This window comes from Paramylibacter ulvae, assembly GCF_014652655.1.
GTDB classification, from domain to species: Bacteria; Pseudomonadota; Alphaproteobacteria; order Rhodobacterales; family Rhodobacteraceae; genus Amylibacter; species Amylibacter ulvae.
On the sequence record NZ_BMZF01000004.1, the window covers coordinates 119,754 to 145,985 of the forward strand.

Consider the following 26,232-nt stretch of genomic DNA (forward strand, 5'->3'; position numbering starts at 1 on the left):
CATATCATGATCCGCCACATCGTGTTTTTCAACGCCCGCGATAAATCCGATTTGGAAACCATTTATGATGGCCTGTCGTTGTTGAAATCCAATCCATATGCAACGCATCTGGAAATTGGGCGCAACAGTCATGCCGATCAACTGTCGGGTGATGTGGTTGATTTTGTGGTTTACGGCGAATTTGTTGATGATGCGGCATTGGCGGCGTTCAAGACGCATCACACCTATCAAGATGCGATTGATATCGTGCGGCCATTGCGCGATTTACGTATGGCCGCAGATTTTGCAGCGGCTTAGTTCACCTGTACCATTTTCCCAGGGTTCAGGATATTTTGTGGGTCAAGCGCGCGTTTAATATCGGCCATCACTGACCAGCCATCGCCGTGCTCTTGTTGCATATATTTCATTTTGCCAATGCCAACGCCATGTTCGCCCGTCACCGTGCCACCAACTGCTAATGCACGTTCGGCCATGCGATGCGCCACACCTTTGGCGGTGGCGATCATTTCGAGATCATCAGCATCCACCAACAATGTGGCGTGGTAATTGCCATCGCCCACATGGCCCAAAATCGGACCCAAAAGCCCGCTATCGGCAATGTCTTGTTCGCTATCCCCAATGGCCTTTGCCAATTGGGAAATTGGCACGCAAATATCGGTGGTCAGCCCCGTAAACCCAGGTTTCAATCCCCGTGCCGCGGGATAGGCATTATGGCGCGCCGCCCACAGGCGATTGCGCTCTTCAACCTTGGTCGACCATTGAAATTCACCCCCGCCAAATTCGCCTGTGATGGATTTCATGGTTTCGGATTGTTCTGCGACACCCACGTCTGATCCATGAAATTCCATGAATAAATGCGGCGTTTCTACCATGTCGAGCTTTGAATAATTGTTTATCGCGCGGATCATCATTGAATCGACCAATTCAATGCGTGCAATTGGAACCCCCATTTGCACCGCCATCATCACCGTGTTCACTGCCGATTCCACATCAGGAAAATCGCAAATCGCAGCGGCGGTTGCCTCTGGTTGACCTTGCAAGGCCAGCGTGATTTCCGTGATAATCCCCAATGTGCCCTCTGATCCAACCATCAAACGGGTCAAATCATACCCTGCCGATGATTTTTTCGCCCGTGTGCCCGTGCGGATGATACGCCCATCGGCCAATACCACTTCTAATGCCAAAACATTGTCTTTCATCGTACCGTACCGCACGGCCGTTGTGCCAGATGCACGTGTTGCGGTCATGCCGCCAATGCTGGCATTCGCACCGGGATCAATTGGGAAAAACAACCCTGTTGTGCGCAATTCCGCGTTTAATTCTTCGCGGGTAATGCCCGGTTGGACGCTGACATTCAGATCTTCGTTGTAAACTTTTACAACTTTGTTCATCTGGGAAAAATCGATGGTCAAGCCACCCTTGATCGGCAATGCATGCCCTTCCAGTGATGTGCCAACGCCCCACGGTGTGATTGGGCAATCATATTTCGCACAGATTTTAACAATATCGGAAACCTCTTTCGTGGATTGCACGAATGCCACCGCATCGGGCGGGGTGAATGGATAATATGCTTCGTTCTGGCCGTGAAAATCCAAATCGGATTTTTTGGTGCTCAGGCGTTCGCCCAACACTGCCTGCATTTCTGTGATGGCCTTATCAATGTTCATCCAAACCTCCCTTTGCGTTGTGCAAAGAATAGGCATAGAAACAAAGTGAATGAAAGTCACAAATCAATCTGATCGCATCGCAATATGTCCTATGTAAAATTCGTAAAAACTTGTTGCAAGGATGGCTGGGCTGGTTTCAAAGACGTGACGAAAGCGGCGCAAGACAGCGCCCCTGCACAGACCAAATTCTGGCTGATCGCATTATTTTTGGGTGTCGCGGCGGGCTTGGCCACGGTTGCGTTTCGCCTCGCGATTAGCGAAATTCAGGCGTTTTTATACGGCGCTGATGATTTGATCCTGGCCTCGACGGCGCAGCATCTGCCGTGGTTTTGGGTGTTGGTTATTCCCATTATTGGCGGGTTGATTGTGGGGTTGATCCTGCATCGGTTCACACCAGATGCCAGCGTGCGCGCAGTTGCCAATGTGATCGAAGGTGCCGCGCTTGATAACGGGCGTGTCGAGGGGCGCGCGGGGCTTGCATCCACCCTTGCATCCCTGATTACGCTATCAACGGGTGGTTCGACAGGGCGCGAAGGCCCCGCTGTTTTGCTCGGCGCGTTGATTTCCAGCAAGGTCGCCAAATGGATGAACGCCGATGGCATCACGGGGCGCGATTTGCTGGGCTGTGCCGTAGCGGCGGCGGTGTCTGCATCGTTTAACGCCCCCATCGCAGGCGCCATTTTCGCGCTCGAGGTGGTCTTGCGCCATTTCGCCGTCCACGCATTCGCACCGATCACCATCGCATCGGTTGCAGGGACCGTTGTTGGCCGCCTGACACTTGGCAACACAACCGAATTTTCGCTGCCAGAACATGCGGCTGAATTTTACATCCAATTGCCCGCATTCATGATGCTTGGCATTGTTTGCGGATTTGCCGCCGTCATCATGATGCGTGGTATTTTTTGGGCCGAGGATTTTGGAAACCTTGTCGTTAAACAAAGCGGCCTGCCACGCTGGGCGCGCCCTGCATTTGCGGGTGCACTCTTGGGCATGATCGCGATATTTTTCCCCCATATCATCGGGGTTGGTTACGAAACCACATCAAACGCATTAACAGGACATCTGACATTTTTCACCGCCGTTTTGTTCGCGGTGGTTAAGGTGATCGCCGTTGCCATAACGATGGCGGGGCGTATGGGTGGGGGCGTGTTTTCACCCGCCTTGATGCTTGGTGCGCTCACGGGGCTTGCCTTTGGCTGGGTCGCGACATCGGTCGTGCCATCGGTTGCGGGGGATGAAAGCCTCTATGCTCTTGCGGGTATGGGTGCGGTTGCGGCGGCCGTATTGGGCGCCCCGATTTCAACCAGTCTGATTGTGTTTGAAATGACGGGCGATTGGCAGGCGGGTTTGGCCGTGATGGTGGCGGTGTCATTATCCAGTGCTGTGGCATCAAACCTCGTACATCGCTCGTTTTTCCTGACGCAATTGGAACGCAAAGGCGTTCATCTGGCTGCGGGGCCGCAAAGCTATCTGTTGGCAACATTTCAAACCGCCGATTTGATGCAACCGCTTGCGGATATGGAACCCAGCACCAAAAAATCCCTGTGGGATAGTGTAGAGGACGGCGTTTACCTTGATGCCAGCGCCACGCTAGAAGTCGCAATGCCGATGTTTGAATCGGGCGCACGTGGTCAAATACCCATCGTGCAATTGGGTGCAGATGGACAGGGGACGGAATTGTTGGGGGCGCTTAACTATGTTGATGCGCTGACTGCGTATAACCGCGCCTTGGCCGAAACCGCACGCGAAGAACATTCCTAAATCGGTGCGCAGGCCATGGTTAAATAATCCTGTGCGCGTGCGCTGCATTGATCGAACAACGCCTCAAACACGCGCGTATGATAGGCATTGATCCAATCGCGCTCGTCACTGTTTAACATCGTGCGATCAATCAGGCGCAGATCAATCGGCGCCAATGTCAGCGTTTCAAAACAATACATATCGCGTGCATCGCCACCGCGTATCACAGGGGCGGATTTAACGTAAATCAGGTTTTCAATGCGAATGCCAAACGCGCCTTCTTTGTAATAACCAGGTTCGTTTGATAAAATCATACCTTCGCGCAAGGGCGCATTGGATCGGCGTGAAATGCCTTGTGGGCCCTCGTGCACAGACAGGTATGATCCAACGCCGTGCCCCGTGCCGTGATCAAAATCCAAACCCGCCGACCATAATGGTGCGCGCGCAATCGCATCAATTTCGCGCCCTGATAATCCAACAGGAAAACGCAATTTTGAAATCCCGATCATCCCTTGCAAAACCAGCGTGAATGCGCGTTTCGCCTCGCGCTTGGGTTTGCCGATGGCAATGGTGCGGGTAATATCGGTGGTGCCATCCAAATACTGTGCACCGGAATCGACCAGCAATAAATCATCCTGCGAAATCGTGCGATTGGTGTCCTCGTTCACGCGGTAATGCACAATCGCGCCATTTGGCCCCGCGCCACTGATGGTATCAAAGGATATATTGCGCAACTGATTGGTCGCTGCGCGAAAACTTTCCAGCGATTTCACCACATCGATTTCGCTCAACGGTTCACTGTGATCATATCCATCTAGCCACGCCAAAAATTCGCAAACGGCGGCGCCGTCGCGGATATGGGCGGCAATCGCGCCATCAATTTCGACCGTATTCTTTGTCGCCTTTGGCAGGGTGATCGGGTCATCACCAAAATCAACCTTCACGTCTCCATTTTGCAATATATCCAAAATCGCGATCGGGGTCGTTTTGGGATCAACGCGGATGGGGCCAAGGTTACGGATCAATTCTGCCGATAAATCCCCCAGATCATGAATGGCAACATCCGCCCCCAGATGTTCCCGCAAATCATCATCAACCTTTTGCGGATCAATAAAAAGCGCGACACGCCCATCTTGAAACAACATCGCAAAACAAAGCGCAACGGGCGTTTGCCCCAAATCTGATCCGCGCGTATTGAGCAGCCACGCAATGCTATCAGGCTGGGTTAGAACCACCCCCGATTGTTTGGCATCGCGCAAAACCTGCGCGATCTGTGAACGTTTTTCACCATGCGGCTTGCCAGCAAATTCCATTGGGTGAGCGTGCATTTTATCACGCGGCGCTTGGGGTTGATCATCCCAAATCTGATCGATCAGGTTTTCAGATTTCACCAATTCCACACCGCGCCCAGCGATATGTTTTTCAATCTCTTCAATCTGCGCCTTGGTGTATAGCCATGGATCAAACGCAACCTTTCCACCATCGGGCAGGGCATCCACCAACCAATTGCCCAGTTTCACATCTGGGAATTTTTGAATTGAAAACAGGTCCGTATCAACCTGATCGCGTGCTTGAATGGTGTAGCGTCCATCCACAAACAGCCCAGCATTATTCAACAACGCGGCGCAAAACCCAGCCGATCCAGTGAAACTGGTTAACCACGCCAGCCGCATATCGCGCGCAACCACATATTCGCCTTGATGTGCATCCGCGCGCGGGATCAAAAATCCATCAAACCCGTTTTCGCGCAGAACATCGCGCAACTGTGCCAGCCGCGGTGCTGCGGTTTTGGGTGTCGTCTTCGCGTCAAATGTTTGAAACATTATCTTCCGTTACGTTTTTGTGCGCGTGGATCATTGTCAAACAGACCAGCCAATTGTTCGGTGATCGCACCCGCCAATTGTTCTGCATCGGTAATGGTTACAGCGCGATCATAATACCGCGTCACGTCATGTCCAATACCAATTGCAGTTAATTCCACTGCTTTGCGCTTTTCGATCATCGCAATCACATCGCGCAGATGCTTTTCCAAATAATTGGCGGCATTCACCGATAATGTGCTGTCGTCAACGGGCGCACCATCGGAAATCACCATCAAAATACGGCGCGCTTCGGGGCGGTTGATCATGCGCTTATGTGCCCATTCCAGTGCCTCGCCGTCGATGTTTTCCTTGAGCAACCCTTCCTTCATCATCAGGCCAAGGTTTGGTCGCGCACGCCGCCACGGCGCATCGGCGGATTTGTAAATAATATGGCGCAGATCATTTAGCCGCCCTGGTTCCGCATCGCGCCCATCTTGAAGCCAGCTTTCGCGGCTTTGCCCGCCTTTCCACGCACGTGTGGTAAAGCCCAAGATTTCACATTTCACCTGACACCGTTCCAAGGTCCGCGCCAAAACATCGGCGCAGATGGCGGCGATTGAAATCGGGCGTCCACGCATGGAACCCGAATTATCCAACAGCAAAGTCACCACCGTGTCGCGAAATTCGGTGTCTTGCTCCACCTTGAATGAAAGGGGCGTTGTGGGATTGGACACCACACGCGCCAATCGGCCCGCATCCAAAATGCCCTCTTCCATATCAAACGACCAACTGCGGTTTTGCTGTGCTTGCAAACGGCGTTGCAATTTATTGGCAAGGCGTGACACCGCGCCCTTTAATGGGTCAAGCTGTTGATCCAAATACGCACGCAGCCGTTCCAATTCCGCTGGTTCGGCCAATTCTTCGGCCAAGATTTCTTCGTCAAATTCGGTGGTGAACACGTTGTAATTGGGATCAGCATCGGAAATGGGTTGCAATGGGGGTTGATCCATTGGCGGTTGCCCGTCAGGGGCATCCATTTCTTGGCCATCGTCCAATTCATCGCGCTCTTCCATGCTGACCTGCGCTTGTTGCTGGTCGATGGATTGTTCTTGCTGATCTTCGCTGGCGTCTGATTGATCTTCATCATCGGCCTCGTCCCCAACATCGGTGTCGGGGGTGTCTTGTTCATCCTCTTGGGGTTCGCCGTCTTGGGGATCGTCTTGATCATCCATATCGGGATCGTCACCCAATTCATCGCCATACCCCAGATCATCAATCAACTGGCGGGCAAATTTGGCAAATGTCGCCTGATCGGTCAGCACATTATCAATGTCTTTGAATGTATCACCTGATCGTTCCTCGATCACAGTTTTCCATTGCTGCATTGCATTATTCACGGCAGGGGGCATATCGCGCCCCGTCGCAATATGGCGCAGATAATAACCAAGCGCGGTTGACATCGGCACTTCGTTAAAAGATTTCACTTGATCATAACCAAGCTTCACCGCCTCTGCCTCAAGCATCGCATCGATATTGCCAGCGGTACCGGGCATGGCGCGTGCGCCCACGGCCTCGCAGCGTGCGGTGGCCATGACCTCGTATAATTCACGCGCCTGTGCGCCTTGTGGCATGTAACGGTTGTGCGTGGCTTCGTTATGGAACCGCACTCGCAGCGCAAACGCATCACCCGTGCCGCGCGCCAGCATCACCTCTTCACGGGTCATGCGCCGCGATACTTGGGGCAGGCGTGCCACTTCGTTGGTTAACCCTGCGGGATCAACGCTAAAGGCGATGTTCAGCTCTGGCTCATTCGCCATCGCCTTGGTCGCCTCTGCCAATGCCTTTTTAAACGGATCAGCGGGATTGTCGTTTGGTTTGGACATTACCCCAAGCTCACGCTTGCAGCACTTTCTGGTAATTCTTCGTCGAAACAACGTTGGTAAAATTCAGCGACGGTTTCGCGTTCCAATTCATCACATTTATTCAAAAATGTTAAACGGAAGGCAAAGCCAACATCGTTGAAAATTTCCAAGTTTTGCGCCCATGCGATCACAGTACGTGGGGACATTACGGTGGAAATATCGCCGTTCATGAATGATGCGCGGGTTAAATCGGCAACCGTCACCATGCGCCCGATGATTTCACGATCAAGCGTTGGGTTTTTCGCCGCCACAATGTCCGTTTCCGCAGCGTGGGGCAGATAGTTCAACGTAGACACCAATGACCAACGGTCCATCTGACCTTGGTTAATTTGTTGCGTGCCGTGGTACAAACCTGTCGTATCGCCCAAACCAACCGTATTGGCAGTGGCGAACAGGCGGAAATATTTATGGGGTGTGATCACTTGGTTTTGGTCAAGCAATGTTAATTTACCATCCACTTCCAAAACACGTTGGATCACGAACATCACATCCGCACGACCCGCGTCATATTCATCAAATACAATCGCCACGGGATTGCGCAGCGCCCAAGGCAAAATGCCTTCTTGGAATTCGGTGACTTGCTTGCCGTCTTTGAGTTTGATCGCATCCTTGCCGATCAAATCAATACGGCTGATGTGGCTGTCCAAATTCACACGCACACAGGGCCAGTTCAGACGTGCGGCAACCTGTTCGATGTGGGTTGATTTACCCGTACCGTGATAGCCTTGGATCATCACACGACGATTGCGTGCAAACCCCGCCAAAATCGCCAGTGTGGTGTCACGATCAAATTGATAGGTGCTGTCGATTTCAGGCACGCGGTCGGACCCTTCTTCGAACCCTTTGACAACCATATCGCTGTCGATGCCAAACACATCGCGCACAGAAATGTCTTTGGTCGGCTCTGTCATCATTTGAAGGTTCCCGTCTGCCATGATCTGATTCCTAAATATGCGTAAAAAACTGTTCACTCCCTAGTGAAACATAACGCCATGGAATTCAAGGGATAGGCCATAGTTTTCGGTTTTGTAAGCATCGCGTTAAAATCCCCAATTTCTGCACATCTTCTGCACCTTATCGCATCGTCTATTTGGTATTGAGTACAAAAAGGGGAATGAATTGATGCGAAATATTATTAACAGTGATTGGAAAATGCGGATCGGTGTGGCCGGTGCGCTTGCGATTTTGGGGGTTCTGGATTTGTTTGCAATGGGTCTCTACGGCGAAATCAAGGATGAAACAATTGTTCTGTTCACGTTGCTTGGCGTGTTTATTGCTGGGCTGTCTATGGCAGGTGGATTTGGCAAGCCGCGGAAATCTGGTTGGGTTTTGGCCATGTTTACGGGGCTGATAGCAACCTATTTTGGTGCGATGAGCAGTGTTTTTATTCTGTTTACGTGGACGGGATTCGCAGATGGAAATATTTTCCCTCATCTTGACGAAATTGGCATGTTGTTATTGGTGCTTCCCGCAATTGTAGTTATGAACACGTTTATAACATTGCCAAGCGCATCCTTATGGATTGTTGGCATGGCAACAATCCATATTGGAATGCTAAAATTGCGAAACCGCAATTAGTCTACTTAAATGAACGACTGTCTTTGATTTGATCCCATGCCCAAACGACCTCTTGTAATTGGTCTTCGTGGGAACGATCACCACCGTTCAAATCGGGGTGCAGGGTTTTGATCAATTGTTTATATTGCTTGCGCACTTCGGCCTTGGTCCAACTGTCTTTGGCTTCCAAAATTTCGATGGCCTTGCGCTCGGCGGCGGGCAGGCGGCGTGAACCACCCAATGCGTTGCCACGTCCTGGGTTTTGCGTGGCATTTGCCCCCAACACTTCGTGCGGGTCTTCGATGCCCAAACGCTCCCATGCGCGTTGTTCGGCTGTTTTTTGGCCAAATGGTTTTGTGCCACGTTCCCAAACACGGTCTGCGGCGAATTGTTTTTCCATTTCTTCCTGTGAATGGCTTTCAAAGAAATTCCATTTTTGGTTGAACTGGCGAATATGTGTTAAACAATACCAGCGGAACTCTTCCAAGTTGTCTGGGTTCAACGGCGCGCGGTATTTGCCCGCTTCTTCACAATCGGGATGTTGACAGGCACGTGTCGATGTTTCAGATGCGCCAGACATGCCACGACGGCCTTTTTTGCGTCGTTTTTTATCGGCGGAAACGGAAATGTCGAAATTAAAGGGGGAATTCTCAGACATGGGTGTTTATTCTCTTTGCGACTCGGACACGAGACTTTAACCAAAAACAGCGGTTTTCCAAGGGGTCTTTCGCGTTATTTAGGAAAAATATCAATGCTTGAACAAATCAAATCGAAATTAGACGCAGCATTTGCGCCAAAGGTATTAGAGGTCAGCGACGATAGCGAAGACCACCGCGGCCATGCAGGATACCGCGAAGGAGGCAATACACATTTTAGCGTGAAAATCCGCGCCGCCGCATTCGATGGGCAAAGCCGTGTTGCCCAACAGCGTGCAATTTATGCACAACTTAAGGACGAATTCGCCGCTGGGCTGCACGCGTTGGCATTGGATGTGGGCGGGGCTGACGCGCCTTAATCTTTGGCGATATTTTCGGCGGTTTCGCTCACCGTTTCAACCGCATCCTCAACCACGTCTTCGACGGTTTCCTCAAGGGCTGTGGCCTTTGGCTCAATGCGCTGGCTTGGCTCTGGCTTTGGTTTGGGGCGGAAAAATGATCCGCGTTTGTCCAATGCGCTTGGCGTTTCAGATGGTGTTTCCAAAACCTCTGCATCGCTTGCTTTGCGAAACACCAATACGTTTTGAAATGTTTCAACCTTGCGCCGTGTGATGCCGATGCGTTCCACAGATGGCAGTGATTCCGCGCGGATATATTCCCATCCATCGGCGGCCAATTCATTGATCGCGGTTTCCAACCCATTGGCAAATCGTCCTGCGATGCCTTTGGCACCCTTGGCGCGTTTGCCGTGTGCGGGCGCGGGAATAACTTTGTATGTGTAGCTGCCCATGGGAAACCTCGTGTTTGAAAATCAATCGTGTCAATTGAACGCTAGATAGCGATATGGGGTGGATTCGTCCAATATTAAAGGCGTGATTGCCGAAACGGCGTGAAAACGTGGCGAAAATGCAAAAACGGCCAGATTTTGCCAAGCAGGTTTGCAATGGTATGAAATGACGATGACATATTGGTTTGATCTTTGGTGATACATTTGACACTGATTACAAAACCAAAGGATGCAAACCCATGATCGTGCGCGAATACCCGTCTTCGTTTCAGTTGTTTTTCATTATGAAAGGTTCGGTTATCCCCAAGATCTATGGCAGGATTATTGGCGTTGCGATCTTGTCCATTGCCGTTTTAACGATTGATAAATATCTGGTGAAATTGCCCCATGTATCGATCAGTGCGATGGGGATTTTTGGTGTCGCGCTCTCGCTGTTTTTGGGGTTTCGCAACAATGCCGCCTATGATCGTTGGTGGGAGGCGCGCAAATTATGGGGCAATATGATTGCCGATATTCGCAACCTTGGCCGCAGCCTGACTATATTCATGCCCGATAAATCGAAACACGGCGAAATACTGTCGCTTGCGGTGGTATTTGCCCATTTGCACCGTGGGTTTTTGCGCGATGTGGATGTGCGTGATCGTGTTGTCCCGTGGGTGTCTGAAACACAGGCCGATGCGCTCATTGCACATCGAAACCCCGCCAATGCGGCGCTCAATACTTTGGCGCAAAAAATCGAAGATGATCAAAGCCTGAGCGGGTTTGGCCAATTGAAAATCGCAGAATTGTTATTGTCCTTGGGCACGGCACAGGCTGGATGCGAACGTATTGTTACCACACCGCTGCCGTATGTTTATTCGTTATTGGTGCGGCGCACGACGTATCTTTATTGTGGGTTGTTGCCGTTTGCGTTGATTGAATCAACGGGTTGGTTTGCACCGTTCTTTTCCGCCGTTGTTGCCTATGTATTCTTTGGGTTACAGTCGGTGACAAATGAATTGGAATTGCCGTTTCGCCATGTGCAAAACGGGTTGGCACTGGATGCGATGTGTCGCACGATTGAAATTTCGGTTTGCGAAACGATGGATCGTGAACCACCCGCCGATTGGGCGGTGGTTGATCATGTGCTGACATGAATGGGGCGCAAAGTTTCCCTTGCGCCCGGTATTAATCTTGTAACTTTTTCGCGACGATTTCGTTCACCGCCTTGGGGTTGGCCTTGCCACCCGTGGCTTTCATCACTTGGCCCACGAACCAACCCGCCAATTTCGGGTTTTGTTTTGCTTTTTCGACCTGTGCGGGATTGTCAGCGATGATCTGATCCACCGCCGTTTCAATCGCGCCTGTATCCGTCACCTGTTTCATGCCGCGTTCTTCTACGATTTTCGCGGGGTCGCCGCCTTCGTTCCAGACAATTTCAAACAGGTCCTTGCCGATTTTGCCGCTGATTTCATCCTTAGAAATAAGATCAAGGATACCGCCCAACTGATCGGCGGAAATCGGGCTGTCTTTGATGGTGAGCTCGGCTTTGTTCAAACGGCCAAACAATTCGTTGATCACCCAGTTCGCGGCCTGTTTGCCATCGCGCCCTTGCGCCACCGCCTCGAAATAGGCCGCATCGCGGACATCGGCGGTTAACACCGATGCGTCATATTCGGTCATGCCAAATTCGGTGACAAACCGCGCCTTTTTCGCGTCGGGCAATTCGGGCAAGGATGCTTTGATTTCATCGACCCATGATTGTTCAATCACCAATGGCAGCAAATCAGGGCAGGGGAAATAACGATAATCCTGTGCTTCTTCTTTGGAACGCATGGAACGGGTTTCGTTTTTATCCGCATCATAAAGACGCGTTTCTTGGTCGATGGTTCCGCCATCTTCCAGAATGGCGATTTGGCGGCGTGCCTCGTAATCAATCGCTGCTTGGATGAAACGCATGGAATTCATGTTTTTCAATTCACAGCGTGTGCCCAGATGAGAAAAATCACCGGTTTCGCGGTATTTTTCATATTGGCCAGCGGGGCAAACGGATACGTTCACATCCGCACGCATATTGCCGTTTTGCATATTGCCATCACATGTCCCCAAATAACGCAGGATCTGGCGCATCTTGGTCAGATATGCCGCAGCTTCTTCGGGGCCACGAATATCGGGCATGGAAACGATTTCCATCAATGCAACACCAGTGCGGTTCAAATCCACAAACGACATGTTTGGGTCCATGTCATGCACAGATTTACCCGCATCTTGTTCCAGATGGATACGTTCCACACGCACGTTGCGCGCAACACCAGGTTCCATATCAACCAAAATTTCACCTTCACCAACAATCGGGTGGTAAAGCTGTGAAATTTGATAGCCTTGCGGCAGGTCTGGGTAAAAATAGTTTTTGCGATCAAACGCAGAATAAAGATTAATCGCAGCCTTAATGCCCAACCCAGTGCGCACTGCTTGTTCCACGCAAAATTCATTGATTACGGGCAACATGCCAGGCATGGCGGCATCAACGAAGGATACGTTTGAATTGGGCTCTGCGCCAAATTCGGTGGAGGCACCCGAAAACAATTTCGCCTTTGATGCGACTTGTGCGTGGACTTCCATCCCGATCACCAATTCCCAGTCGCCCTTGGCGCCGGCAATGACTTTGGGTTTTGGTTCTGTGTAGGCAAGGTCAAGCATGTGCGAAATCCGTCTGTATGTTCCGGCTGTAAGTGTCGTGTGGTTTTTACGCAAACACAGCAAGATGGGCAAGGGGATTGAATGCGATATCACCGTGCGCAGGTGTAACGCGATATTCACGCATAAATGGGATAACTTCTGCGACGTCAAATTCGTGGTTCAGGTCTGTTTTGGGCATCCACCCATCACAGATATCCAGCAAATCACATGTGGCCCCAAATCTGGGGAAAGTCGCGGTTCACACCCGCAATGGATCGGTTTTACACACCGTCTGGCAAACCCGCATTGGCGGCGCCGTCAAATTACCAAAGTGCGAAAATATGCACGCAACCCTCGGTGGCCATCGCGCCATCGGGGTGTTTGTGCTGCATGGGTGAAAATACGCATCTATCCCGTCAGGTGGAATTTGTCATACCCAATATCACCCGTCCAACGCCACGCGGCGATAATCGGATCATCTTTGGTGACACTGGCATGGGGAATATTTGATGGGTGATGAATGATCGCACCGGTTTCGTGCAATTGTGCCTTTTCCCCTTGTTTTTGCCAATAACAGCGCCCCCCCAGAATAATCATGGATTCCTCGGCGGCGTGATTGCGTGCAACGTAATTCAGGTTGGGGGATTGGACAAATAAACCCACGCGGACCTTTTCACAAAATATCATGCCATCAGGGCCGATCAATTCTGCGGTGGCCATGTTATTGGCAATTTCGGGCGGGATGCGCCCATCGGATAATCCCGACCAATGCCAATCAATATAGGGTAAAACCGTTTTGATTTTGTCACATATGGGATGGGGGTTGATCGACAGCGCGGTTTGGATCGTTTCAGACAAGATTTGATGCGACGGGGGCAGGGGCGTGTGGCTTTTGGCGCTGATTGTGCGCAATGCCAATGCGGCGTCATGCCCGCCTGATTTTTGTTCGCTATCGAATAGTTCCGCTAGATCCGCCAAGAGATCGTAGAAAACCTTGTAAACAGTCATCACTCTTCTCCTTGATAGAGCGAGTGTAGCACAGTTTGCGTTGATTCTCGCCGCTAAAGTTTCAGGGCGCGTTTGATGTCATCCAGCGCATCGCGCTGACGATCGCTTAATGTGCTGTTGGCCGCGTTCATTGTGTCATTGATCAGGGTTAACAATGGTTCAAACGCTGGTGTGCCCTCTAATTTATATAAACGGCGCGTGATACGGGTGATGGCGCCGCTTGGGCTTTGACATTGATCCGATAACCAGCGCCCCAACACGGCCAGCTCTTCGGCGCTGGAGTGATCCAGATCGAATTTTGACTGCAACTGAAGCAAAAAATGATCGCGCTGATCGGCGGTTGGTAAATTGTCCAATTCCAAAAACGCGGTGGCAATGGCGGCGATGGCAACATTGCCATCATCCAGCCCCTCAACAGGGTGCACATTCATTTTGCGTTTAAATCCAAATCGGCGCGCAGCAAGACGTACATCATTGGCCACATCCATCAATTCGCTTGCCATATGTGCGGCATTTCTTGCACGCATCACGTAAAAATAAACCGCGCCTGCAATGGCCAGCAACCCCAAAATAATATGCATCATAACCCCCTGTAAACAATGCAAACACATTGGTGCGAAACACAGCGTTTTGCAACCACGTTGAACATTTTTTCAATTGGCGTTATCCCATCGGGAACACCATGGGGGCAGGACATGAACGAAATCACAATCATTCGCCACGGTCAGGCCAATTCGGCCGCCAAGGACGAGGCATCTTATGATCGCCTGTCCGATCTGGGGCATATTCAGGCGGGCTGGCTTGGCGAATATGTGAAATCGCGCAATAGCTTTGATCACATCGTTTCAGGTGGCATGAAACGCCAAATTCAAACCGCACAGGGCATGGCGCTCAGCGATGTGCCCCACACGATTGATCCGCGTTTGAATGAATTGGATTATTTCGGCCTTGCGGGCAGTTTGAATAAAATTCACGGTATTGCATTGCCAAATGATTCCGCCAGTTTTACCGAACATGTGCCCCATGTTTTGCACCATTGGCGCGATGATGCGGTGTGCGATGAACTTGAAAGCTACGCTGATTTTTGCGCGCGGATCATGGCGGCGATGCAGGATATTAATGCGATGTCAGGGCGCGTGGGTGTGGTCAGCTCGACAGGGGTGATTGCAACGCTTGGTGCGATGGCACTTGGGCTTGATGCGATGACACATGCGCGAATGTTTTTGCGCGTGCGCCACACATCCATGCATAAATTCACGCTTGATCCTGATGGGGTGCATCTGGTGCAATACGGCGCGACCCCGCATTTAGATTTTGCCGATCGCGCCCATGCCAGAACCCATATTTAAGCGGCTAGCCTAATATTTTCCCAACGATTTCTGATGTGTCTTTGGACAGATTTTTAGTATCCGCAATGCGGCGCAATTGCCCTGTGATCAGGGTTTGGCGTTTCTTGTCATACCGTTTCCATGTTTCAAACAACCCCGCCATACGCGCGGTGGTTTGCGGGTTGATGGCATCCAGTTTAATCAACCAATCGGCCAAGAATTGATAACCCTTGCCATCGATGCGATGGAACGCGGCGGGGTTCATGGCGAATGGGCCAATCAGGCTTCTGAATCTGTTCGGGTTTTTCCAATTGAAATCGGGATGCGTGGCCAATTTTTGCACAATGTCCAGCCCAGCATCGGGCGTGGCACAGGATGCTTGGATCGCGAACCATTTGTCCAAAACGATATTGTCTGATTTCCACTGATCATAAAATGCCGCGGATTGCGTTTCACCCGCACCTGCGCGGATTAATGCGGCCAGTGCGGAAATTTGCAATGTCATGTTATCGGCATTGTCAAATTGTTTGGCGGCGGTTTTGCCCCCATCCAGTTTGGTCAATAACCCAAGTGCGGTGCTTGCCAATGCACGTTTACCCGCCGCTTCCGCATCAGGGGAATAGGGGCCGTCAACCTGCATTGCTGTGTAAAGATTTGGCAGATCATCCGCCATTTTTTCCGCCATGGCCAAAGACAGCGCATTGCGCGCTGTATAAATCGCATCGGGGTCTGGTTTTTCACCCAATGCCACGATGGCGCTGGTGATTTCCTCTTCTGATGGCAGACCAACCGCAAATGCCCGAAATGCAGGATCAAGCGCATCGTCAAGCGCCACCGCATGGATCGCATCCAAGTACGCCGCATCAATCGCGCCATCGTTCAATGCCATTTTCACCAACATATCGCTGGCATAGGCGCTGCCTGCTTCCCATTTATTGAACGGGTCGCTGTCATGGGCGAACAGGAACGCACGCGTGGCGTTATCCACATCATGTTTTAAAATCACGGGCGCGGAAAACCCGCGCAAAATTGATGGCACTGGTTTTTCATCAAACGCGCCCAGATCAAAACTTTGCTCGCTTTGGGTTAATTCCAACAATTGTTCAGGCGCGGCCTCTGATCCATCACCCGCAAGCAAACCAACACGCACAGGGATCACCAATGGCAATTTGTCAGGCTGTCCCGGTGTGGGTGGCGTGGATTGCGACAGGTGCAGCGTGTAACGCCCATTGGCGAATTCTTCGCGTACACTTAACGTCGGTGTGCCCGCCTGTGAATACCAGCGTTTGAACTGTGCCAAATCACGCCCCGTTGCATCCTCGAACACCGCAATCCAATGTTCGATGGTACAGGCTTGCCCATCATGGCGATCAAAATAAAGATCAAGCGCCTTGCGATAGTTTTCATCACCGACCAGCAGTTTCAACATGCCAATCACCTCGGCACCTTTTTCATAAACGGTGGCGGTGTAAAAATTGTTGATCTCGATATATTCTTCGGGGCGCACAGGGTGGGCCAATGGGCCGGCATCCTCGCGGAATTGACGCCCGCGCAATTGCAACACATCATCGATGCGCTTCACACCGTGGCTGCGCATATCGCCCGTGAATGTTTGATCGCGAAATACGGTCAAACCTTCCTTGAGGCAGAGCTGAAACCAATCGCGACAGGTGATGCGATTTCCCGTCCAGTTATGGAAATATTCATGGGCGATAATGCCCTCGATCCGTTCAAAATCCACATCGGTTGCGGTTTCGGGGCTGGCCAAAACATATTTGGAATTGAAAATGTTCAATCCTTTGTTTTCCATCGCACCCATGTTGAAATCATCCACAGCGACGATCATGAATAAATCCAGATCATATTCGCGCCCGTAAACCTGTTCGTCCCATTTCATGGATCGTTTCAGCGCATCCATCGCATAGGCGCATTTATCCTGATCGCCATCACGCACGAAAATTTGCAAATCGACGTGGCGACCAGAGGCAGTAGTGAATGTGTCGTCGTATGATTTCAGATCCCCAGCAACCAGCGCGAATAAATACGCAGGTTTGGGCCACGGATCGTGCCACATACCGTGCGCCAATTTATTGCCGTTGGATAACAACACCGGCGCGTCGCCTTTGATTTCAACATCAAATGTCGCCATCACATCGGGGCGGTCGGGGTAAAATGTGATTTTGCGAAAACCCTGTGCCTCGCATTGGGTGCAATACATGCCGTTTGACATATACAAACCCTCAAGCGCGGTATTGGCGGATGGGTTGATTTCAACCTCTGCTACCCATGTGAATCCGTCTTGGGGCACCAGATCGGATGGGATTGTTAATCCTTCGGCATCTTGCAAAATTGAATCCGCTGGGATGGCGTTGCCGTTGATGGATGCTGTGATCAATTTCAAATTGCGCCCATCCAGTTTTAAATCATGTGGCCCATCGGTGCGCGTATCATTGGCGCGAAATGTGATTTTTGAGGTCACACGCGTCGCCGTTGGATCCAGATCAAACGACAGCTTAACCGTATCCACCCAAAATGCAGGTTCTTGGTAATCGGACAGGCGAATCGTGGGGGCTTGGGTCGGGCGCATGATGTTCTCCGCAAAAATGATTTGGCACAAGATGATGGAAATTACGTCGGGACTTCAAGCGAATTAACGGCATACAATGGTATACAATGGTTGAACTTGCGCGGTTCACACTGTATTGCATAGTTAAGCAAAATATTTCTCGTTGTTTGTTTGCAGGAGGTGTAAACAAACCGCGTTCCATCTTGAGGAGAATTCACATGTCGCGCAGCGAAAAATTTGGATTACAGATCGACGATCAAATGGTTGATTTCGTTGAAAACCAAGCCATCCCAGGAACGGGTATTACACCCGATACATTCTGGAAAGGTCTGTCCGATCTGGTGCACACGATGGGCCCCAAAAATCGTGAACTGTTGAATGACCGCACAGAGATGAAAGCACAGATTGATGCGTGGCATGTTCAAAATCGCGGCAAGCCGCATGATTTCGACGCTTATAAATCATTCCTAACCGAAATTGGTTATCTGGTGCCACAGGGCGATGATTTCACCATTGAAACAGCGAATGTTGACCCTGAAATCGCAACGGTTCCGGGCGCACAATTGGTGGTGCCGATCATGAATGCGCGTTATGCGCTGAATGCGGGCAATGCGCGATGGGGTTCATTATATGATGCACTGTATGGTACCAACGCCATGGGCAGTGCACCCAGTGGCAAAGGATACGATGCCGCGCGTGGGGCAGAGGTGATCGCATGGGCAAAATCATTCCTTGATGATGCATTCCCATTGGCCGCTGGTGGTCATGGTGACATTTCGGGATACCGCGTGAGCGGTGGCGCATTGCTCACCGATGATACGGGGCTTGCCGATCCATCACAATTTGCAGGCTATCGCGGCGATGCGGATGCACCAACGGCGATCCTGTTGAAAAACAACGGGCTGCATGTGGAATTGCAAATTAATCGCGACCATCCCATTGGTGGCGCGGATGGGGCAGGGATTGCCGATATTTTGCTGGAATCCGCCATGTCTGCGATCATGGATTGCGAAGATTCCGTTGCCGCTGTGGATGCAGAGGACAAGGTTTTAGCCTATTCCAATTGGCTTGGCCTGATGAAGGGCGATTTGTCCGACAGCTTTGAAAAGGGTGGCAAAACCGTCACCCGCACATTGAACCCTGATCGTGAATATACCGCCCCTGATGGTGGCAATATCACGCTCAAAGGGAGATCATTGATGTTGGTGCGCAACGTTGGGCATCTGATGACCAACCCTGCGATTTTGGACAAGGATGGTCTTGAAATCGGCGAAGGCTTGATGGACGCCATGGTCACAACCCTGATCGCTATTCACGATTTCAAACGCGAGTCTGGCAATTCGGTCATGGGGTCGATGTATGTTGTGAAACCCAAAATGCACGGGCCAATCGAGGTTGCATTTGCCAATGAGATTTTCACACATGTGGAATCTGCGCTGGGCTTGCCGCAATACACGGTGAAGCTGGGCATCATGGACGAAGAGCGTCGCACCACGGTGAACCTTAAGGAATGTATTCGCGCGGCAAAAAACCGTGTGGCGTTTATCAACACCGGGTTCTTGGATCGCACGGGCGATGAAATTCATACATCCATGGAAATGGGGCCGTTTTTACGCAAAGGCGACATTAAAAACGAACCTTGGATCGGCGCGTATGAGGATCAAAATGTTGATGTGGGACTGGCCTGTGGTTTGCACGGCAAGGCACAGATCGGCAAGGGCATGTGGGCCATGCCCGACTTGATGGATGCGATGCTGGATCAAAAAATCGGCCATCCTCAATCAGGTGCAAATTGCGCATGGGTGCCAAGCCCGACAGCGGCGACATTGCACGCTACCCATTATCACAAGGTTGACGTGATGGCGCGCCAAGAGGAGTTGTTAAAACAAGGTGCGCGCGCATCTGTGGATACGATTTTGCAAGTCCCCGTGGCGCATGGGCAAAACTGGTCAGACGGCGAAATCACCGCAGAGGTGGAAAATAACGCCCAAGGGATTTTGGGCTATGTTGTGCGCTGGGTCGATGCGGGCATTGGTTGTTCCAAGGTGCCAGACATCAACAATGTCGGCCTGATGGAAGATCGCGCAACATGCCGGATTTCATCGCAACACATCGCCAACTGGCTGCATCACGGCGTGATTAGCCAAGGTCAGGTGATGGACATCATGCAACGCATGGCCGTGGTGGTTGATGAACAAAACGCAGGCGATCCAACATATGTGCCAATGGCGCCCGATTATACGGGCATCGCATTTCAGGCCGCATGTGATCTGGTGTTCTTGGGCACGGTACAACCCGCAGGCTATACCGAGCCAATTTTGCACGCACGCCGGTTAGAGCTAAAATCCAAAGCATAATATTTCAAGCGCGCCATGAATTTGGCGCGTTTTACGTTTGCGCCCAAGGCGGTGCGGCAAGGATCAAATGCGTGAGTGTCGCCTGTGCGATCCGTTAAATTCTGTGCGCTGGGAATGGGGCGGGTCATGCCGAATTCTAAATATACCGCTGTTACCAACCCGAAATCGCTGTTTGTCGTGGAAAGAGTGACTTGAACAGCGTTATGAGAATTCAATCACTATCCAAAGTGATCCATGACGTAACGTAGACAATATTCCTGTTCCCACCGTGCAATCCGCGTGGCAATGTTTGGAACATCATGACATTTGGGAGGATTCATGGATATTCTGGTAAACGTATTTTTGCCGCTTTCGCTGGCAATTATTATGCTGAGCCTTGGCGTTGGGTTAACGCTTGGGGATTTCAAACGCGTGGCAGAACGCAAATGGGCATTCGCGATCGGCGCGGTGTTTCAAGTGTTATTGGTGCCGCTCTGTGCATTTGTTGCGATCAATATTTTTGGTCTGACAGGTGAATTGGCGGCGGGGGTGATGTTATTGTCATTTTGCCCGGGTGGTTCCACATCAAATATCGTTACGCGGCTGGCGCGCGGTGATGTGGCGCTTTCGGTGTCGTTAACTGCCGTTGTGTCGTTATTGTCAATCATCACAGTGCCAATTTTTATTGGCTGGGCGGTTGTGCATTTCATGGGTGAAAATATGCCTGCGGTTTCCGTATCATCATTGGCCATCGCAATGTTTTTGATCACCACATTGCCCGTGATCATCGGCATGATAATCCGCAAATTTGCACATAATTTCGCGGTGCGCGCGGAACCGATTTTGGTGAAAATCGCATCTGTGTTGTTCGGTATTATCATTCTGGCCGCATTGGCAAGCAATTGGACATTGTTCAAGGATAACCTGCCCACACTTGGCCCTGTGTTGTTAACGATCCTGATTGTGATGATGTTCTCTGGCTTGGCCATTTCGGCATTGGCGGGGTTGACGTGGGGAGAGCAGAAAACAATCGCAATTGAGGTGGGCATTCAAAACGGCACGCTTGGCATCACACTTGCCCCGCTGATCGTTGGGGTAAGCACGGGTATTCCCGCACTTGCGCTGCCGTCAGCGGTGTATGGTATTTTGATGTATGTGGTGGCGTTCCCGTTCGTTTTGTGGATCCGCAACAAATAAAATGGGGATGGGGGTGTTACGCCCCCAACCCGCCAATGTGTTTTAGCGCCGATACGATATCATCCACACCCTTGCCCGATTTCAGATCGGCAAAGAAAAATGGTTTGTCCCCGCGCTGCGCCGCTGCATCCGTGTTCATCACATCAAGTGACACATCCACATGCGGGGCAAGGCTGGTTTTATTGATTATCAGGATATCGGATCGGGTGATGCCCGGGCCACCCTTGCGCGGGATTTCTTCGCCCATGGCAACATCAATGACATAGATCGTGATATCGGCCAATTCAGGGCTAAACGTGGCGGCCAGATTATCGCCGCCACTTTCGATCAATATCAATTCCAAATCGGGAAAGGCTGTGTTCAATTCATCAATGGCGGCCAAGTTCATGGATGCATCTTCGCGAATGGCGGTATGGGGACAGCCCCCCGTTTCCACACCGCGAATACGTTCCAGTGGCAACACCTGTTTGCGCATCAGATATTCCGCATCCTCGGTGGTGTAGATATCGTTGGTGATCACCGCCATGGAACAGTGCGGTGCCAAGGTTTTGCACAACATTTCGGTTAATGTGGTTTTGCCCGCGCCAACGGGGCCACCAATGCCAACACGCAATGGGCCATTATTATTCATGTGCGAAAAATCCTTGTGGTCATATTTTCATGTTTCATGGATGCGATATCGGATAAAAAACAGGCCGATCCCAAATCATCGAGGCTTGCGGTTTCTGCCTGTTTTGCGATGTCATCAATTTGATCAAACAATGCGTGCAACACCCGTTGCCCATCGGTTTGGCCTAGCGGGATAAACCGCACACCAGCCGCAATGATATTGGCGGCAAAGCTGTGCAAATATAGCGGGATCAGATCATCTAATGAAATGCGCTCGGCGCGCGCCGCCACACCCAATGCCACGGGCAGGGGCATCGCGGAAATCTCACGCCCCGTGACGGCGGATGTAACCTTGGAAAAGGCCGCACCTTGGGCCGTGGTTTCCAAATGACGCTCGACACTGGGGGATAGGGCAATCGCCAGATCGGACAGGGCCTCTAGCGCATCGCCAGCCGCGCGATAAGCATGCGCCAGCAGGATCGCATCATTGCGCCCCGCGCCATATTGCAACACGTCTGACAGCCAGATTTGCAAACTATCCGCATCATGCACATCGCCCGCATCAATCGCATATTCCAACCCGTGGCTGTATGAATAGGCCCCAATGGGATAGCTTGGCGAAAGCCATGCCATCAATTTATGTGCGGAACTAGTGCTCATGGCTGTGTGTGCGTCCATGCCCATATGCGCCGCCTTCGGGGTTAAACGGTGCGGTGATATCATCAACCCTTGCGCCCAGATGTTCCAACATATCGCGAATGGTGTGATCGACGCGCAGGATCAAATGATCCTCGTGAATTTCACAGGGCAGGTGGCGGTTGCCCACATGCCACGCAACGCGGATCAAATGGTGGGGATCGCTGGCCGTGGCTTTCATCAACGGTTCATTGGCTGCACGCACGCGCACATGGCGTCCATCATCAAGGCGCAAATCCGCACCATCGCGCAGTTCCACCACCTTGGGCAGATCAAGCAGAAATTCAAACCCGTTATCACATGTCAGCGCGATACGACGACGAAACCGATCATCGTAATTCAGCGTGACCGTATCAACGGGGGCATCATGGGAATGGGTAACGGAAGTGGCGCGTATCATATCAATATCCCGCATATTTATCGGCAAAGGGTACGTATTTTGGCAATCGGCGAAACAATTGATCGGTATCCGCCAAGGCTTCGAATTTTTGGTCAAGGTCATCGAATGTGACTTTTGGGTTTTCTTGGTCCAACAATGGTTCGCGTTCCAATTTATCAAACGGAAAAGGATCGCCCATACGTGCCATTGCGGTTGCAACCACCTCTGCCACTTGGGGCATGCCAATGGCGGTGAAACCTTCAATTGCCTCTGGTACGGTGGTGGATGTGGAATTGAAAAAATACTGATCAAATCCACCATTGTTATGTTCAATATGAAGCCAGTGGATCGTATAAAGATGCACCGCCTTCACAGGGATTTTACGAATGCTTTTCAACCATTTTTTACGCCCGTTATAAAAATCAAACTGGTTGTAATATTCCATATAAAATTCAGGATATTTGCGTGGTGCGTGAAACAGGCTTCGTAACATTAATTTTCCTTAAGATTGGATGACTTTAATAAGCCAAGTCAACTTCCCAACGACTTCGTAAAGCCGCCAAGGACACCACCAAATACCTCACCGATGCCAGCAAAATTGATTTCCCCTTTATTAATTTGCTGCACAGCGAATCCAACGGTTGTGCCATCGGCTAAAAATTTCTGTCCAAGAACGTGAAACCCATAAGCTGTTAGGACTGGATTTATTGCTGGCGTATCCTGAAAAACTTGGTGTTCATTTGAGCACCTGATTATTCCTTCGGAAATCAACCAAATCATACAGGGATAAAAAAACGGTTCCAATGTGTCGTCGGTCCCTAGATGGTTAAAATCTAGGAATCCGTCTTGGATACCATTCTCTAGGAGATTTGCCAAAATCGAAGAAACGACTATTTCGCTTTTTTGTAGATTGTTCACTACTTCTAGCCTCCCAATTCAAAACATAAAATAGCGCTGTGCCATAGGCAGCTCGCTTGCCGGCTCACAGGTGAGCAATTCACCATCCGCGCGTACCTCGTATGTTTCGGGGTTCACCTCCACTTGTGGTTTTGCGCTGTTCATCACCATATCCGATTTGCCGATGTTGCGGGTATTTTTGACCGCAACCGTGGATTTGGCAAGTCCAAGTGTTTTGCCAATATCATTGGCATGTGCTGCCTCGGACACAAACAGAACCGCGGAATTTTCCACCGCACGCCCCATCGCGCCAAACATTGATCGTGTATAAACGGGTTGGGGTGTGGGGATGGATGCGTTTGGATCGCCCATCTGTGCGACCGCGATCATCCCACCAAGCAGAACCATTTCAGGTTTCACCCCAAAAAACGCAGGGTCCCACAACACCAGATCGGCGCGTTTGCCAACGGCGATGGAACCAATATGTTGGCTGATCCCATGGGCAATCGCAGGGTTGATCGTGTATTTCGCGATATAGCGTTTCACACGGAAATTATCATTATCCCCGGTTTCTTCGGGCAGACGCCCGCGTTGCACTTTCATCTTATGGGCGGTTTGCCATGTGCGAATGGCAACTTCGCCCACACGCCCCATGGCTTGGCTGTCCGACGCAATGATCGAAAACGCCCCCATATCATGGAGGATATCTTCCGCCGCAATCGTTTCCTTGCGAATGCGGGATTCGGCGAATGCCACATCCTCTGGGATGGATTTATCCAGATGGTGACACACCATCAGCATATCCAAATGTTCCTCAAGCGTATTAACCGTATAAGGGCGGGTTGGGTTGGTGGATGATGGGATCACATGCTCTTCGCCGCATACTTTGATAATATCGGGGGCATGGCCGCCACCCGCACCCTCGGTATGGAATGCATGGATCGTGCGCCCCTTCATGGCCGCCACGGTGTTTTCAACAAATCCGCTTTCGTTCAACGTGTCGGTATGGATCATCACCTGAACATCCATGTCGTCCGCCACGGACAGGCAGCAATCAATCGCCGCAGGTGTCGTGCCCCAATCCTCGTGCAGTTTCATCGCGCAAGCACCCGCATTAACCATTTCGACCAAGGCTTCAGGCTGGCTCGCGTTGCCCTTGGACGAGAGGCCAATGTTCATTGGCACAGCGTCCAGCGATTGTAACATCCGCCCAATGTGCCATGGCCCCGGTGTGCAGGTGGTGGCAAGTGTCCCATGTGCGGGCCCCGTGCCACCGCCCAACATGGTGGTCATGCCAGAATGCAGGGCATCCTCGATCTGTTGTGGACAGATAAAATGGATATGTGAATCAAACCCACCCGCGGTTAGGATTTTCCCCTCGCCCGCGATGATTTCGGTGCCAGGGCCAATGATGATATCCACACCTGATTGCGTGTCGGGATTACCCGCCTTGCCAATCGCCGCAATGCGCCCATCAAACAGGGCGACATCGGCCTTGTAAATACCTGTGCTATCCACGATCAGCGCATTGGTAATAACCGTATCCACCGCACCATTTGCACGTGTCACTTGTGATTGCCCCATGCCATCACGAATAACCTTGCCCCCGCCAAATTTGACCTCTTCACCATAGGTCGTCAAATCGCGTTCAACCTCGATAAACAATTCTGTATCGGCAAGGCGAATTTTATCGCCCGTGGTGGGGCCATACATATCGGCATATGCACCGCGTGAAATCTTGCTTGGCATTATAAATCCCCCATCACATCGCTGTTAAATCCAAAAACGCGCCGCGCCCCGCCAAGGGGAACCAGCGTCACCTCTCGCGTTTGCCCCGGTTCAAACCGCACCGCCGTACCCGCCGCAATATCAAGCCGCATGCCGCGTGCCGCAGTGCGATCAAAATCAAGCGCCGCGTTGGTTTCGCCAAAATGATAATGGCTGCCCACCTGCACAGGGCGATCGCCCGTATTGGCGACGGTGAGCGTGATTGCATCGGCACTCTTGTTCAATTCAATATCGCCGCTTTGTGTGAAAACTTCGCCCGGTATCATTGCGCGACCCCTTTCTCCAAATGTTCTAAATATCCAAAAATCCAACCGTGCATCATCATGTGCCGCTATCGGATTGGATGATGCACGGTGACCAGCTTGGTACCATCGGGAAATGTTGCTTCGACCTGAACGTCGTGGATCATTTCTGCGATACCATCCATGCATTGATCGGCACGAATGACCTTGCCGCCCAGTTCCATTAGGGTGGCAACGGATTTACCATCGCGTGCACCCTCGACCACGAAATCGGTGATGATGGCGATGGCCTCTGGGTGGTTCAATTTCACACCCCGTTCAAGGCGACCACGTGCAACCATTGCGGCAAGGCTAATCAACAGTTTATCTTTTTCTCTGGGGGTTAATTGCATTTTAC

General features: G+C 51.2%; 27 protein-coding genes. 8 read left to right on the top strand and 19 right to left on the bottom strand.

Translation table 11 applies throughout. The annotated features are described in order from the left end of the window. The first annotated feature begins 6 nt into the window (after positions 1 to 6). Positions 7 to 297 carry a Dabb family protein gene (locus IE094_RS09120; protein WP_189640390.1) on the top strand — a complete coding sequence of 97 codons (291 nt, stop codon included), beginning with the start codon at positions 7 to 9 and terminating at the stop codon, positions 295 to 297. On the opposite strand, the gene IE094_RS09125 is transcribed toward IE094_RS09120, so the two are convergent. Next, positions 294 to 1,667 (bottom strand): FAD-binding oxidoreductase, encoded by a 1,374-nt coding sequence (locus IE094_RS09125; protein WP_189640391.1) that lies wholly within the window; start codon positions 1,665 to 1,667, stop codon positions 294 to 296. The two genes, IE094_RS09120 and IE094_RS09125, sit on opposite strands and share 4 nt — an antisense overlap. Positions 1,668 to 1,751: 84 nt before the next feature. On the opposite strand from IE094_RS09125, the gene IE094_RS09130 reads away from it, so the two are divergent. Then, the gene (locus tag IE094_RS09130) at positions 1,752 to 3,428 is read left to right on the top strand and encodes a chloride channel protein (protein WP_189640392.1); all 1,677 of its coding nucleotides are present in this window, start codon (positions 1,752 to 1,754) and stop codon (positions 3,426 to 3,428) included. Here IE094_RS09130 and IE094_RS09135 read toward each other — a convergent pair. From IE094_RS09135 to cobS, 3 genes are read right to left on the bottom strand one after another with little or no spacing between them, the layout of a single operon-like run. Then, positions 3,425 to 5,230 (bottom strand): aminopeptidase P family protein, encoded by a 1,806-nt coding sequence (locus IE094_RS09135; protein ID WP_189640393.1) that lies wholly within the window; start codon positions 5,228 to 5,230, stop codon positions 3,425 to 3,427. The genes IE094_RS09130 and IE094_RS09135 overlap by 4 nt on opposite strands. Beyond that, the gene (gene cobT / locus IE094_RS09140) at positions 5,230 to 7,092 is read right to left on the bottom strand and encodes a cobaltochelatase subunit CobT (RefSeq protein WP_189640394.1); all 1,863 of its coding nucleotides are present in this window, start codon (positions 7,090 to 7,092) and stop codon (positions 5,230 to 5,232) included. Before cobT ends, IE094_RS09135 begins: the two co-directional genes overlap by 1 nt. Then, the gene (gene cobS / locus IE094_RS09145) at positions 7,092 to 8,066 is read right to left on the bottom strand and encodes a cobaltochelatase subunit CobS (protein WP_189640395.1); all 975 of its coding nucleotides are present in this window, start codon (positions 8,064 to 8,066) and stop codon (positions 7,092 to 7,094) included. The genes cobT and cobS overlap by 1 nt, the downstream gene beginning before the upstream one ends. A gap of 187 nt (positions 8,067 to 8,253) precedes the next feature. On the opposite strand from cobS, the gene IE094_RS09150 reads away from it, so the two are divergent. Beyond that, entirely contained in the window at positions 8,254 to 8,709 is a 456-nt protein-coding gene (locus tag IE094_RS09150; RefSeq protein ID WP_189640396.1) for a hypothetical protein, read from the top strand. A 1-nt stretch (position 8,710) separates the two neighbouring features. Here IE094_RS09150 and IE094_RS09155 read toward each other — a convergent pair whose 3' ends face one another. Next, on the bottom strand, positions 8,711 to 9,346 hold the full coding sequence (locus IE094_RS09155; RefSeq protein WP_189640397.1) for a DnaJ domain-containing protein: 636 nt from the start codon (positions 9,344 to 9,346) through the stop codon (positions 8,711 to 8,713). A gap of 93 nt (positions 9,347 to 9,439) precedes the next feature. Here IE094_RS09155 and IE094_RS09160 point away from each other — a divergent pair, with 93 nt between their 5' ends. Beyond that, positions 9,440 to 9,703, top strand: coding sequence for a BolA family protein (locus IE094_RS09160; protein WP_373295867.1), 264 nt, complete (start codon positions 9,440 to 9,442; stop codon positions 9,701 to 9,703). On the opposite strand, the gene IE094_RS09165 is transcribed toward IE094_RS09160, so the two are convergent. Next, positions 9,700 to 10,134: a DUF4177 domain-containing protein gene (locus tag IE094_RS09165; protein ID WP_189640398.1), complete on the bottom strand. Its 435-nt coding sequence runs from the start codon at positions 10,132 to 10,134 to the stop codon at positions 9,700 to 9,702. The genes IE094_RS09160 and IE094_RS09165 overlap by 4 nt on opposite strands. Positions 10,135 to 10,370: 236 nt before the next feature. Between IE094_RS09165 and IE094_RS09170 the strand changes: the two genes are divergently transcribed. Continuing rightward, positions 10,371 to 11,267, top strand: a complete 897-nt coding sequence (locus tag IE094_RS09170) for a bestrophin family protein (RefSeq protein WP_189640399.1) — start codon at positions 10,371 to 10,373, stop codon at positions 11,265 to 11,267. Between the two features lie 31 nt (positions 11,268 to 11,298). Here IE094_RS09170 and gatB read toward each other — a convergent pair whose 3' ends face one another. From gatB to IE094_RS09185, 4 genes are all read right to left on the bottom strand, one after another. Then, positions 11,299 to 12,810, bottom strand: coding sequence for an Asp-tRNA(Asn)/Glu-tRNA(Gln) amidotransferase subunit GatB (gene gatB, locus IE094_RS09175; RefSeq protein ID WP_189640400.1), 1,512 nt, complete (start codon positions 12,808 to 12,810; stop codon positions 11,299 to 11,301). 46 nt (positions 12,811 to 12,856) lie between these two features. After that, a complete protein-coding gene (locus tag IE094_RS15610) occupies positions 12,857 to 12,988 on the bottom strand; it encodes a hypothetical protein (protein WP_268247225.1) in 132 nt (43 codons plus the stop codon). Between the two features lie 209 nt (positions 12,989 to 13,197). Then, entirely contained in the window at positions 13,198 to 13,797 is a 600-nt protein-coding gene (locus IE094_RS09180) for a dimethylsulfonioproprionate lyase family protein (RefSeq protein WP_189640401.1), read from the bottom strand. 53 nt (positions 13,798 to 13,850) lie between these two features. Further along, positions 13,851 to 14,381, bottom strand: coding sequence for a hypothetical protein (locus tag IE094_RS09185; protein WP_229802203.1), 531 nt, complete (start codon positions 14,379 to 14,381; stop codon positions 13,851 to 13,853). Between the two features lie 111 nt (positions 14,382 to 14,492). On the opposite strand from IE094_RS09185, the gene IE094_RS09190 reads away from it, so the two are divergent. Next, positions 14,493 to 15,146, top strand: a complete 654-nt coding sequence (locus tag IE094_RS09190; RefSeq protein WP_189640402.1) for a histidine phosphatase family protein — start codon at positions 14,493 to 14,495, stop codon at positions 15,144 to 15,146. Positions 15,147 to 15,150: 4 nt separating this feature from the next. Here the strand turns inward: IE094_RS09190 and pepN are convergent, their stop codons facing one another. After that, a complete protein-coding gene (gene pepN / locus IE094_RS09195; RefSeq protein ID WP_189640403.1) occupies positions 15,151 to 17,712 on the bottom strand; it encodes an aminopeptidase N in 2,562 nt (853 codons plus the stop codon). Positions 17,713 to 17,909: 197 nt separating this feature from the next. On the opposite strand from pepN, the gene IE094_RS09200 reads away from it, so the two are divergent. Both IE094_RS09200 and IE094_RS09205 read left to right on the top strand, forming a co-directional pair. Beyond that, entirely contained in the window at positions 17,910 to 20,048 is a 2,139-nt protein-coding gene (locus IE094_RS09200) for a malate synthase G (RefSeq protein ID WP_189640404.1), read from the top strand. 318 nt (positions 20,049 to 20,366) lie between these two features. Further along, positions 20,367 to 21,224, top strand: a complete 858-nt coding sequence (locus tag IE094_RS09205) for a bile acid:sodium symporter family protein (protein ID WP_189640405.1) — start codon at positions 20,367 to 20,369, stop codon at positions 21,222 to 21,224. 16 nt (positions 21,225 to 21,240) lie between these two features. Here the strand turns inward: IE094_RS09205 and ureG are convergent, their stop codons facing one another. The 8 genes from ureG to IE094_RS09245 form a co-directional block, all read right to left on the bottom strand. Then, on the bottom strand, positions 21,241 to 21,855 hold the full coding sequence (gene ureG, locus IE094_RS09210) for an urease accessory protein UreG (protein WP_189640406.1): 615 nt from the start codon (positions 21,853 to 21,855) through the stop codon (positions 21,241 to 21,243). Then, positions 21,852 to 22,493 carry an urease accessory protein UreF gene (locus IE094_RS09215; RefSeq protein ID WP_189640407.1) on the bottom strand — a complete coding sequence of 214 codons (642 nt, stop codon included), beginning with the start codon at positions 22,491 to 22,493 and terminating at the stop codon, positions 21,852 to 21,854. The genes ureG and IE094_RS09215 overlap by 4 nt, the downstream gene beginning before the upstream one ends. Beyond that, positions 22,483 to 22,929 (bottom strand): urease accessory protein UreE, encoded by a 447-nt coding sequence (locus IE094_RS09220; RefSeq protein ID WP_189640408.1) that lies wholly within the window; start codon positions 22,927 to 22,929, stop codon positions 22,483 to 22,485. Before IE094_RS09220 ends, IE094_RS09215 begins: the two co-directional genes overlap by 11 nt. A gap of 1 nt (position 22,930) precedes the next feature. Further along, positions 22,931 to 23,401 (bottom strand): DMP19 family protein, encoded by a 471-nt coding sequence (locus tag IE094_RS09225; RefSeq protein ID WP_189640409.1) that lies wholly within the window; start codon positions 23,399 to 23,401, stop codon positions 22,931 to 22,933. A 38-nt stretch (positions 23,402 to 23,439) separates the two neighbouring features. After that, complete coding sequence (locus tag IE094_RS09230) at positions 23,440 to 23,826, bottom strand: hypothetical protein (RefSeq protein ID WP_189640410.1); 387 nt, start codon at positions 23,824 to 23,826, stop codon at positions 23,440 to 23,442. Positions 23,827 to 23,844: 18 nt separating this feature from the next. Continuing rightward, on the bottom strand, positions 23,845 to 25,554 hold the full coding sequence (gene ureC, locus IE094_RS09235; RefSeq protein WP_189640411.1) for an urease subunit alpha: 1,710 nt from the start codon (positions 25,552 to 25,554) through the stop codon (positions 23,845 to 23,847). After that, positions 25,554 to 25,859: an urease subunit beta gene (locus IE094_RS09240; protein WP_189640412.1), complete on the bottom strand. Its 306-nt coding sequence runs from the start codon at positions 25,857 to 25,859 to the stop codon at positions 25,554 to 25,556. The genes ureC and IE094_RS09240 overlap by 1 nt, the downstream gene beginning before the upstream one ends. Positions 25,860 to 25,924: 65 nt before the next feature. Further along, positions 25,925 to 26,227 (bottom strand): urease subunit gamma, encoded by a 303-nt coding sequence (locus IE094_RS09245; RefSeq protein ID WP_189640413.1) that lies wholly within the window; start codon positions 26,225 to 26,227, stop codon positions 25,925 to 25,927. Positions 26,228 to 26,232: the final 5 nt, after the last annotated feature.

Coding starts and splice junctions, on each gene's coding strand:
- IE094_RS09220 (WP_189640408.1), bottom strand. CDS start 22,929: ATGATACGCGCCACTTCCGTTACCCATTCCCATGATGCCCCCGTTGAT.
- IE094_RS09245 (WP_189640413.1), bottom strand. CDS start 26,227: ATGCAATTAACCCCCAGAGAAAAAGATAAACTGTTGATTAGCCTTGCC.
- IE094_RS09155 (WP_189640397.1), bottom strand. CDS start 9,346: ATGTCTGAGAATTCCCCCTTTAATTTCGACATTTCCGTTTCCGCCGAT.
- IE094_RS09200 (WP_189640404.1), top strand. CDS start 17,910: ATGTCGCGCAGCGAAAAATTTGGATTACAGATCGACGATCAAATGGTT.
- IE094_RS09150 (WP_189640396.1), top strand. CDS start 8,254: ATGCGAAATATTATTAACAGTGATTGGAAAATGCGGATCGGTGTGGCC.
- IE094_RS09185 (WP_229802203.1), bottom strand. CDS start 14,381: ATGATGCATATTATTTTGGGGTTGCTGGCCATTGCAGGCGCGGTTTAT.
- ureG (WP_189640406.1), bottom strand. CDS start 21,855: ATGAATAATAATGGCCCATTGCGTGTTGGCATTGGTGGCCCCGTTGGC.
- IE094_RS09170 (WP_189640399.1), top strand. CDS start 10,371: ATGATCGTGCGCGAATACCCGTCTTCGTTTCAGTTGTTTTTCATTATG.
- IE094_RS09165 (WP_189640398.1), bottom strand. CDS start 10,134: ATGGGCAGCTACACATACAAAGTTATTCCCGCGCCCGCACACGGCAAA.
- IE094_RS09240 (WP_189640412.1), bottom strand. CDS start 25,859: ATGATACCGGGCGAAGTTTTCACACAAAGCGGCGATATTGAATTGAAC.
- IE094_RS09120 (WP_189640390.1), top strand. CDS start 7: ATGATCCGCCACATCGTGTTTTTCAACGCCCGCGATAAATCCGATTTG.
- ureC (WP_189640411.1), bottom strand. CDS start 25,554: ATGCCAAGCAAGATTTCACGCGGTGCATATGCCGATATGTATGGCCCC.
- IE094_RS09135 (WP_189640393.1), bottom strand. CDS start 5,230: ATGTTTCAAACATTTGACGCGAAGACGACACCCAAAACCGCAGCACCG.
- IE094_RS09205 (WP_189640405.1), top strand. CDS start 20,367: ATGGATATTCTGGTAAACGTATTTTTGCCGCTTTCGCTGGCAATTATT.
- gatB (WP_189640400.1), bottom strand. CDS start 12,810: ATGCTTGACCTTGCCTACACAGAACCAAAACCCAAAGTCATTGCCGGC.
- IE094_RS09215 (WP_189640407.1), bottom strand. CDS start 22,493: ATGAGCACTAGTTCCGCACATAAATTGATGGCATGGCTTTCGCCAAGC.
- IE094_RS09130 (WP_189640392.1), top strand. CDS start 1,752: ATGTCCTATGTAAAATTCGTAAAAACTTGTTGCAAGGATGGCTGGGCT.
- cobS (WP_189640395.1), bottom strand. CDS start 8,066: ATGGCAGACGGGAACCTTCAAATGATGACAGAGCCGACCAAAGACATT.
- IE094_RS09190 (WP_189640402.1), top strand. CDS start 14,493: ATGAACGAAATCACAATCATTCGCCACGGTCAGGCCAATTCGGCCGCC.
- IE094_RS15610 (WP_268247225.1), bottom strand. CDS start 12,988: ATGCCCAAAACAGACCTGAACCACGAATTTGACGTCGCAGAAGTTATC.
- cobT (WP_189640394.1), bottom strand. CDS start 7,092: ATGTCCAAACCAAACGACAATCCCGCTGATCCGTTTAAAAAGGCATTG.
- IE094_RS09160 (WP_373295867.1), top strand. CDS start 9,440: ATGCTTGAACAAATCAAATCGAAATTAGACGCAGCATTTGCGCCAAAG.
- IE094_RS09225 (WP_189640409.1), bottom strand. CDS start 23,401: ATGTTACGAAGCCTGTTTCACGCACCACGCAAATATCCTGAATTTTAT.
- IE094_RS09125 (WP_189640391.1), bottom strand. CDS start 1,667: ATGAACATTGATAAGGCCATCACAGAAATGCAGGCAGTGTTGGGCGAA.
- pepN (WP_189640403.1), bottom strand. CDS start 17,712: ATGCGCCCGACCCAAGCCCCCACGATTCGCCTGTCCGATTACCAAGAA.
- IE094_RS09180 (WP_189640401.1), bottom strand. CDS start 13,797: ATGACTGTTTACAAGGTTTTCTACGATCTCTTGGCGGATCTAGCGGAA.